Origin of the sequence: Methanosarcina sp. 2.H.T.1A.6, from assembly GCF_000979455.1 — an archaeon.
In the GTDB taxonomy this organism is placed as follows: Archaea; Halobacteriota; Methanosarcinia; order Methanosarcinales; family Methanosarcinaceae; genus Methanosarcina.
Genome location: NZ_JJOY01000022.1, coordinates 22,537 through 29,811, shown reverse-complemented (window position 1 = coordinate 29,811; position 7,275 = coordinate 22,537). Strand labels below are relative to the sequence as shown.

11 protein-coding genes are annotated in these 7,275 nt (G+C 43.0%); 5 read left to right on the top strand and 6 right to left on the bottom strand.

The features are described 5' to 3' along the window. Positions 1-188: 188 nt before the first annotated feature. On the bottom strand, positions 189-800 hold the full coding sequence (locus EO98_RS05020; RefSeq protein WP_048139672.1) for an META domain-containing protein: 612 nt from the start codon (positions 798-800) through the stop codon (positions 189-191). Positions 801-1,139: 339 nt separating this feature from the next. Between EO98_RS05020 and EO98_RS05015 the strand changes: the two genes are divergently transcribed. From EO98_RS05015 to EO98_RS05005, 4 genes are all read left to right on the top strand, one after another. Beyond that, on the top strand, positions 1,140-1,349 hold the full coding sequence (locus EO98_RS05015; RefSeq protein ID WP_048139670.1) for a molybdopterin-binding protein: 210 nt from the start codon (positions 1,140-1,142) through the stop codon (positions 1,347-1,349). A 244-nt stretch (positions 1,350-1,593) separates the two neighbouring features. Continuing rightward, positions 1,594-1,728 (top strand): hypothetical protein, encoded by a 135-nt coding sequence (locus EO98_RS19370; protein WP_255350222.1) that lies wholly within the window; start codon positions 1,594-1,596, stop codon positions 1,726-1,728. Between the two features lie 22 nt (positions 1,729-1,750). Next, positions 1,751-2,311, top strand: a complete 561-nt coding sequence (locus tag EO98_RS05010) for a toll/interleukin-1 receptor domain-containing protein (protein ID WP_048139668.1) — start codon at positions 1,751-1,753, stop codon at positions 2,309-2,311. A 30-nt stretch (positions 2,312-2,341) separates the two neighbouring features. After that, positions 2,342-2,668: a hypothetical protein gene (locus EO98_RS05005; RefSeq protein WP_048139666.1), complete on the top strand. Its 327-nt coding sequence runs from the start codon at positions 2,342-2,344 to the stop codon at positions 2,666-2,668. 267 nt (positions 2,669-2,935) lie between these two features. Here the strand turns inward: EO98_RS05005 and EO98_RS17730 are convergent, their stop codons facing one another. From EO98_RS17730 to EO98_RS18265, 4 genes are all read right to left on the bottom strand, one after another. Continuing rightward, a complete protein-coding gene (locus EO98_RS17730) occupies positions 2,936-3,106 on the bottom strand; it encodes a CxxC-x17-CxxC domain-containing protein (protein WP_082098476.1) in 171 nt (56 codons plus the stop codon). A 23-nt stretch (positions 3,107-3,129) separates the two neighbouring features. Beyond that, positions 3,130-3,396 (bottom strand): hypothetical protein, encoded by a 267-nt coding sequence (locus EO98_RS18270; protein WP_156161027.1) that lies wholly within the window; start codon positions 3,394-3,396, stop codon positions 3,130-3,132. A 288-nt stretch (positions 3,397-3,684) separates the two neighbouring features. Further along, entirely contained in the window at positions 3,685-3,873 is a 189-nt protein-coding gene (locus EO98_RS05000) for a DUF2795 domain-containing protein (RefSeq protein ID WP_048139663.1), read from the bottom strand. 137 nt (positions 3,874-4,010) lie between these two features. Beyond that, positions 4,011-4,193 carry a hypothetical protein gene (locus tag EO98_RS18265; RefSeq protein WP_156161026.1) on the bottom strand — a complete coding sequence of 61 codons (183 nt, stop codon included), beginning with the start codon at positions 4,191-4,193 and terminating at the stop codon, positions 4,011-4,013. A gap of 194 nt (positions 4,194-4,387) precedes the next feature. Between EO98_RS18265 and EO98_RS04995 the strand changes: the two genes are divergently transcribed. Then, complete coding sequence (locus EO98_RS04995; protein WP_048139662.1) at positions 4,388-4,915, top strand: hypothetical protein; 528 nt, start codon at positions 4,388-4,390, stop codon at positions 4,913-4,915. Positions 4,916-5,869: 954 nt separating this feature from the next. On the opposite strand, the gene EO98_RS04990 is transcribed toward EO98_RS04995, so the two are convergent. Next, positions 5,870-7,207 carry an aminotransferase class III-fold pyridoxal phosphate-dependent enzyme gene (locus tag EO98_RS04990; RefSeq protein ID WP_235283557.1) on the bottom strand — a complete coding sequence of 446 codons (1,338 nt, stop codon included), beginning with the start codon at positions 7,205-7,207 and terminating at the stop codon, positions 5,870-5,872. Positions 7,208-7,275 lie beyond the last annotated feature (68 nt).

The window sequence follows — 7,275 nt, the reverse complement described above, 5'->3', positions numbered from 1 at the left end:
CCAGGACAAGTACATTAATTCAACAGAGCAGGACGGGGAAGTTTACGCATTCCTCCCCTGAGCTAAAGACTCAGGGGTTTCCTGCTGAGGGTTTATGAATTGAATACCTCAACATCTCATAAAAAATAGAAAAAAGGCTCTATAAATCATCGAGCCTCTATCTACTGAATTCCCTTTTAAATTAAACTTTACTGCTCAGCCTGTCCTCCATTTGTAAAGAACATTTTGTCCCCTTCGTTTCCAGGATACAGGACAAGCTGTCCATTCTCCAGAGCTACTGACCCCACACTGGGTAAAAGCGACAGATATTCCCCATCCATAGACTCAGGCCCGCATGCCATAAGCGTAATGGCAGCCGGACCAAGAGTTAAGTCGTTTCCTTCCAGGGTGTAGGTTCCACTGCCGCTGTTGCAGTCGGCTTTGATATGATATGTGCCGTCAGGGGAGAAGGCAAGCGTATAGCTCTCAGGGTCAGGAACCATTATCTGGTTTTCAGGGCTATCAGAGTCCTGGAAACTGGCCCACTGCCATTTGATACCGGTAATAGCATCGGCAGAAATTGGTTCGAGTTCCGGGATAGGGGTTTCTGCAGGTTCGGTAGGTGTGCTTTCTGCAGGTTCAGCAGGTGTGCTTTCTGCGGATTCGGTAGAAGTGTTATCTGCAGGTTCAACAGAAGTGTTATCTGCAGGTTTAGCAGGAGTTTCTTCCTGCTCAGTACAGCCAAGCGAGAAGGAGACCACGGTTATAACCCCTATGGTAAGGAGTAAAACCATGCCTATAGATGCAATTTTCATTTTCATTATATGCCTCGTAAACTGATTACATGGGAAGATGCGTCATTTAAATATATCTTTTGTTTAAGCTGCAGTTTGATTCGCAGTCATCTGAATATTTTTTTAATAGTTTTGCAGAATATGATATGCCTATATGTTCTATTTTGTATATTTCCATTTTTCAGCAGAAGGGGATTTTTCGGGGATATGCATTCTTTGCACGGGTGAAAAGACCAAATCCGTAACTATAGAAATGAAGTCTTAAGATTCAGTAACTAAGTTCAGGAAACCAGATTCCTATGCTTCTTTAATTCACAAGACTAACCATATTGATTAATAAATAAAAACCTGAATCGGAGGATAGAAGTGAAAATAAGCGCACGCAATGTCCTTAAATGTAAAGTCAAAAGCATAACACACGGATCAGTTAACTCGGAAATCGTAGTCGAACTTCCGGGTGGCACCGAGATCACTTCCATTATCACAAAAAGTTCCGCTGAAAAGCTGGGTTTGAAAGAAGGGCATGAGGTCTACGCAGTAATTAAAGCCACAAGCGTAATGTTAGCCTCTGACTGACCGGCAGGGTTCTGGCACTCCATGGTTCTGGTGTTGCATGGTTCTTACTTCATTAATAGAAAGAACTTAGCAAAACAGTTATTACCAATTTAAAATAGGTTCTTAAGAGCTTATTCTTAAAAAGAAAAATTAAGCAATGTGAATTCATAACGACGCAAATATAACGACACAAGCATAACAAAGCAAACCACCAGGAAAATAAATTGTTCAGAAAGTAGTGTTATTGATAGAGGGGGAGTTATTTTTGGGAAAAGAAGATAAAAAACCATCTTTACAGCCGGAGCCGATACCTTATCCGGAGCCGCAGCCGGTTCCTTCACCCGAACCGATACCTGAACCTGAACCGGAGACCGAACATAAGCCCGGAAAAACAAGATAATAACAGATAAAGTACAGCAAGCATGATCACAAAGATTTACATTTCTCATTGCGAACAGGACGAACCGCTTGCCCAGGAACTGGCACGGACTCTCTGGACAGTGGAACTGGAGAGCTTCTCGTCCATGTACAGGAAAGCTCGAATTCTTTCCCTGGCTGAAAGAATACGTTTTGGCATCCGCCAGTCAGACTGCATTATCCCGATCATCACACAGGAAGGAATGTTATCCCCGGAGGTGAATCAGGAGATCGGGCTGGCTGTAGGAGCCGACCAGTTAATAATTCCGCTGGCAGAGGCAGGAGTTGAACTGCCTATCCTTATACACCATCTCCAGCCGATTAATTTTTACCCTGAAAACTATGAGGATGCTCTGGGAAAGCTCATACAGAATATAAGGCAGCTTACGAAACTGGACTGGCTGAAGATAAAATGCCCTTACTGCGGAGAGGAAATGACCCAGTATATCACCCCGGAAGAAGAGGTGGAGAGAGCTCTTCTTGCAGGAAAACACCTTGAGACTATCTGCAGCTACTGCCAGAGAAATATTTACCTTGACCCAAGGACCTTCAGGCCCACGCCCTGAGCATTCTAACCCAGGCAGGGAGGTGAATTCATGGAAAAAAGAATCAAAGACGAATCTGGAGAAAACATGGCAGTTCAATCCAAAATAGGGAAGGCTACAGTGAAAGAGTCTGAAATAAGGGGTATTGAAGATCTTACTCCTGCAGAAAAGAAACACCTGCTGTTACAGCTTTCCCGGGACAGAGTAAAAGACAGTTCTGCTGGCCCCTGGGAAATTGTTGATATCCGCAGGGAAGAATGGGAAACAATTAAAGCTACACTGACTCAATCCGTAGAAATTGACATCAAGGATACAGGAAAAGACGAACTTTTCAGAGTATGGTTCGATATAACAAAGTTAGAAAGAGAACTTGAGTAAATAACTTGAGTAAATAACTTGAGTAAATAACTTGAGTAAATAACTTGAGAAAAATATTTGAGTTAGAATCAAGGAGGACCGGAAGTAGGGTCAAAAAATGATAGAATAGAGTCTAAGAATGATAAGGAACATGGTTGAGGAGTACCGTAGAGAAGGAAAAGATGGTAAAAATTAAAAATACAGATGAAGATCTCAGAAGTAAGTTAGAAGTCATCTGTAAGAAGCGTATCTGTTAAAAGTATACTATCAGATAACCCATGTTTAGAATTATCTGCTCTTTCTTTTTGCATAGCACTCCCTGCAGTAGACTGGTCTGTCAGGGTCTGGTTCAAAGGGCACCTCTGTTTCTTGATCACAATCAGAACATTTTGCTTTGTACATCTTCTGCGGCCCTCTACCGGAATCCCGACCCCTGCTCTGGTAATCTTTTCGCTCCATATATTTCCCCCTTATACGTCATATTATGGCTTTAGATCAAATAATTCAAAAGAGCCGCACTTATGAATGTGCCATTCTTTGGTGTGTCTCAATGAACTAATTGAATGATTAATATCTTGCACGGTGATATTTATTGTTGTTGCATCAGGTTTGAGCTGTTTTAAGTCTCTAGAAGTGTATTTTAAGTTATTAAACCAGATGTTTTTACAACCTTCCCTGTCAGTTAATGGCCCCATTTCGACTGAATCTAACTTTCCGGAAAAGTAGTTCCTGTCGTGTTCCAGACCCATTAGGCTTCACAGAAGAATCGCTGGCAGAAGACTAACCGTTTTATCCCTGCTTTATCCTGAATCCGGGGGCCAGCGTTAAAAGGTAGTGAGAAGAGGAAACCGTAGATATAACACCTGATTCATAGCTTCCTGAATCTCAACCGAATTCATGTTTTATAGTCAGCCCAGAAAATATTAATACATATAAACAAGAACCCAAACCGTAAGTAATATATTAGAAAGTGCAGTTAATTGTTGAGTTGAATATAAGTTGCCTCCCACTTGAGTGCGGGTTCACTCTGAGCAAAGTTACTTTCCTGAAAACGCCTTGCTGACGTCGGCAGCGTTGGTATATTCCTTCTCTGGAAGTTCTTCGAGGACCTCCATTACCTTACTGCTGGCTTTGTGCTTTTTAGCGTGTTCAATAAGTTTCTTCTTCTCTGCAGGATAACCCATCTCTTTTAAAGCTTTTTGGACTTCTATAGGACTTGTTTGCATAAAATTCCCCCATATAGTTTATTTTTTATCGAACGCATTAATGCCTTCGAACACCTTCTGAACCTTTACTGGATTTGTTCTCGTAAATTATCTTGTTAACTACCCATTAAATCTAAAGATTTAACGAGCGTCCGGGTTCATGTCCCTGGTTCATTCCCCCAACCAATTACCAGTAAGTCCCCAAGCTCGTCCCCGCATCCCGTATGTATTGATTTAGAGCTGCCTTTCGGCATCCGGTTTACCAGTGCAACCCCTAACCCTTCGGGTACCGGTTTAACTGGTTGCTTTCCGTTGGCCTGGTTATCACAGTAGGAAAGCAATATACAATTGGTTGGAAATTATATTAATGCAGCGAATAGAAAAACGAAAGTGGGAGAAGTTGACGCTTATAATCCCTGGGTTAAAGATCCGGGGATTTTACGCTTCTACCTATAAAGATGGACAACAAAAAAGAGAACTGAAAAAATATGGCTGAACAAGGAAGGAAAAGCCCTCGTATAATTGATATACCATCGTGACAATCCTTACAGCTATGAATAGCAGCAAATCCGAAGATTCCGTTTTACCTTCACACCTTTCTGACCGTGCAGTTAGTGAAAACCAGGAAAGGTCGCCTGCCGTGCATTCCACTTTGACTTATGAATCTTCTACTTTTTCAAGCCCTGCCCTTGACCAGCTCAGTGGCCTTTTACCTGACTTTAACAACCGGCTCTCTCCGACGCGAGATCTCGGGCTTTCTCCCCTCGGGCAGCCTCGCCTGAGTTCCGAAGCCCATCCGAGGCTGGTTTCTGACTCTGACCTTGGACTTGTATCCGGTGCTATTTCCAGCCCTCTTTCCGGGCTCAAAACCGAATACCCTGAAACGCCTGTCGGAAAAGAGCTTGAGGTCATGCCTGACCTGCCCGGGAGGACTCTTGCAGGAAATAAAGTCGGCTCGCTCACCCTTGGCGCAGACCTTCCGATTGGGCTTGTTGAAAGCAAATTGATTACTCTCAGCAGCACCGAAGAGAAGCTGAAGAATGCTGAAAAAGACAGGAAGTAAAAAAAGGTCTGTAAAAAAATTTACTACTTTTTTATACTACTTTTTGATATGGGGCAGTTAAACTGCTCTTTTCTTTTAAAAAGTTATGTAACTGCGGAAAAAACACGGAAATAGAAGACCTGAGATAGTTTTCCGTGTATCCCGTAGTTCATCTCTTCTTATGAGACTGACTAAGAGATTTTCTTACGGATTTCTAATTTACTGACGTAATGAAAAAAATAGCCGTTTTTTAGATATAAATGCGGAAAATGGGTTACTTCAGTTACGGGTCATAAGGGAGAAAGCTCCGATGCTTTAGTCAGGAGTAGTTCACCTTATAGACACCATTATTCCTAGAAGGCTGACTGCAATTGCAATTATAGTTACAAAAACAATCAAAGCTGAACTATCGTTCTCAACCCGTTCATTGCTCTCATAATCCATAATACTAAATATGCAGTTATTAATTAAAAAACTTTTGCCAGTTTTAGAGAGATGATTATTTGAAAATAGCCTTCATAAGCCGTTATTTTATCCGAATATACCATAAAAGTCATTTATACATTTATTTTTTTTTAAATTAGTCGCGGCCTTTTTTAACTTCTCTTTTTTTCAGCGGAGCCCGTGCCACACACTGAAATAAAAAAACAGAAATTCGAGGATTAAAAAGATATCTGAAAACTTAAAAAGGATGTTTTCGGCTGTCTTATGACGAATACAATCGTCGGACTTTGATATTTTTTCATGATTACTACATTGAGCAGGTTGGATTTGTGAGAAAAACAGACGTGTTTCCTGCTGAACTCAGGCATTTTATTCTCATCTTTTACTACTTCTTTTCGGAAAAGCCCGTGCTATGCACGGTGACAGAAAGACCGAAGACAGCTATTAAGTTTGCTCCGGCCTATTCTTATCAGAACTTCTTCCAACGATGCGGATTAAATGAAAGTCATATGTTGCACTTTTATTCTGCCTTTACCTCGCCGCTCTTCTCAGAGATTTTTCAAATTTGTCGAGCCCGAGGTCGGCTTCTTCGTCGGTCATGACGAGGGGTGGAGAGAAGCGGATTACAGAGTCTCCGCAGGGGAGGAGAATAACTCCTTCTTTAAACGCTTCTCTGATAATCCTGTCCCTTCTGATAGGGTCTATGGATTTGTCGGATTTTACGATTTCTGCACCTGTCATGAGGCCAAGGCCGCGAACATCTCCTATGCAGGGGAAATTCTCCTGAAACTCCCTGAGGCGCTGCCGGATATGCGCTCCCATTTCTCTGACATGGTTTTCTATATTTTCCTTTTCCAGAAATTCAAGGGAAGCGAGAGATGCAGCTGAGGAAAGGAGATTTCCGCCGAAGGTGTTAGAGTGGACGCCAGGAGGCCAGTCCATAAGGTCTCTGTCTGCAAGCATTGCGCCCATAGGGAGGCCTCCGCCAAGGGCTTTTGCAAGGCAGGTAATATCAGCCCTTACCTCAAAGTTTTCCATGGCAAGGAAGGGGCCTGTCCTGAAACAGCCTGTCTGGACTTCATCAGCTACAAGGAGAACGTCATTATCCGTACAGATTTTTCTTACTTCCTTGTGGAACTCCGGAGGCGGGACTATATAGCCTCCCTCTCCCTGGATGGGCTCAGTGAAAACGGCAGCAGTGTCTTCAGGGCTCAGCTCTTTTCGGAAAATCAGGTTTTCAATCTGCTTTGCGCATTCGATTCCGCAGGAGGGATATTCGAGTTTCATGGGGCAGCGGTAACAGTAGGCATAGTGGGTGTGCACTGTCCGGAGGGTAGGGAAATACTCCTTTTGCCGGACTTTAGAGCAGGTCAGGGAAAGAGCGCCCAGGGTTCGGCCGTGGAAAGCATTATAAAAAGAGATAAAGTTCTGGCGCTTTGTCTTCCATAGAGCAAGTTTCATTGCAGCTTCTACAGCTTCGGTCCCGCTGTTGCAGTAAAAGACCTTTGAGTAGCCTGCAAGCTCTCTTAGTTTTTTTGCAAGTTTTAATGGAGGCTCGGCAAAAAAGTCCCCGTATCCGCAGTGAACCATTTTATCCAGCTGGGCTGAGATGGCGGCTTTAACCTCGGGGTTTGAGTAGCCTGCATTCATAACAGCAATCCCTGCAACGAAATCGATGTACTCTTTTCCGTCTATGTCTTTGACTATGGAACCATTTGCCCTGTCAACAACCAGAGGATAGGGACGGGCTACACATGCAGATATTACATTGCAGTCCTGCCCTATGATCTCCCTGGCTTTTGGGCCAACCATATCAAGCAACCCTGTGTCCTGTTCGAAAAAACCATGATCGGTTTCCAGCGTCCTCATTGCGTCCTCTGATTGTTCTGTTTTTTCAAAGTTTTTCCATTTTTCAAGCCTTTCCGGCTTCGTGTAAT

Excerpts from the sequence above, each read along its gene's own strand:
- EO98_RS05020 (WP_048139672.1), bottom strand. The coding sequence starts at position 800 with ATGAAAATGAAAATTGCATCTATAGGCATGGTTTTACTCCTTACCATA.
- EO98_RS05010 (WP_048139668.1), top strand. The coding sequence starts at position 1,751 with ATGATCACAAAGATTTACATTTCTCATTGCGAACAGGACGAACCGCTT.
- EO98_RS05005 (WP_048139666.1), top strand. The coding sequence starts at position 2,342 with ATGGAAAAAAGAATCAAAGACGAATCTGGAGAAAACATGGCAGTTCAA.
- EO98_RS17730 (WP_082098476.1), bottom strand. The coding sequence starts at position 3,106 with ATGGAGCGAAAAGATTACCAGAGCAGGGGTCGGGATTCCGGTAGAGGG.
- EO98_RS18270 (WP_156161027.1), bottom strand. The coding sequence starts at position 3,396 with ATGGGTCTGGAACACGACAGGAACTACTTTTCCGGAAAGTTAGATTCA.
- EO98_RS05000 (WP_048139663.1), bottom strand. The coding sequence starts at position 3,873 with ATGCAAACAAGTCCTATAGAAGTCCAAAAAGCTTTAAAAGAGATGGGT.
- EO98_RS04990 (WP_235283557.1), bottom strand. The coding sequence starts at position 7,207 with ATGAGGACGCTGGAAACCGATCATGGTTTTTTCGAACAGGACACAGGG.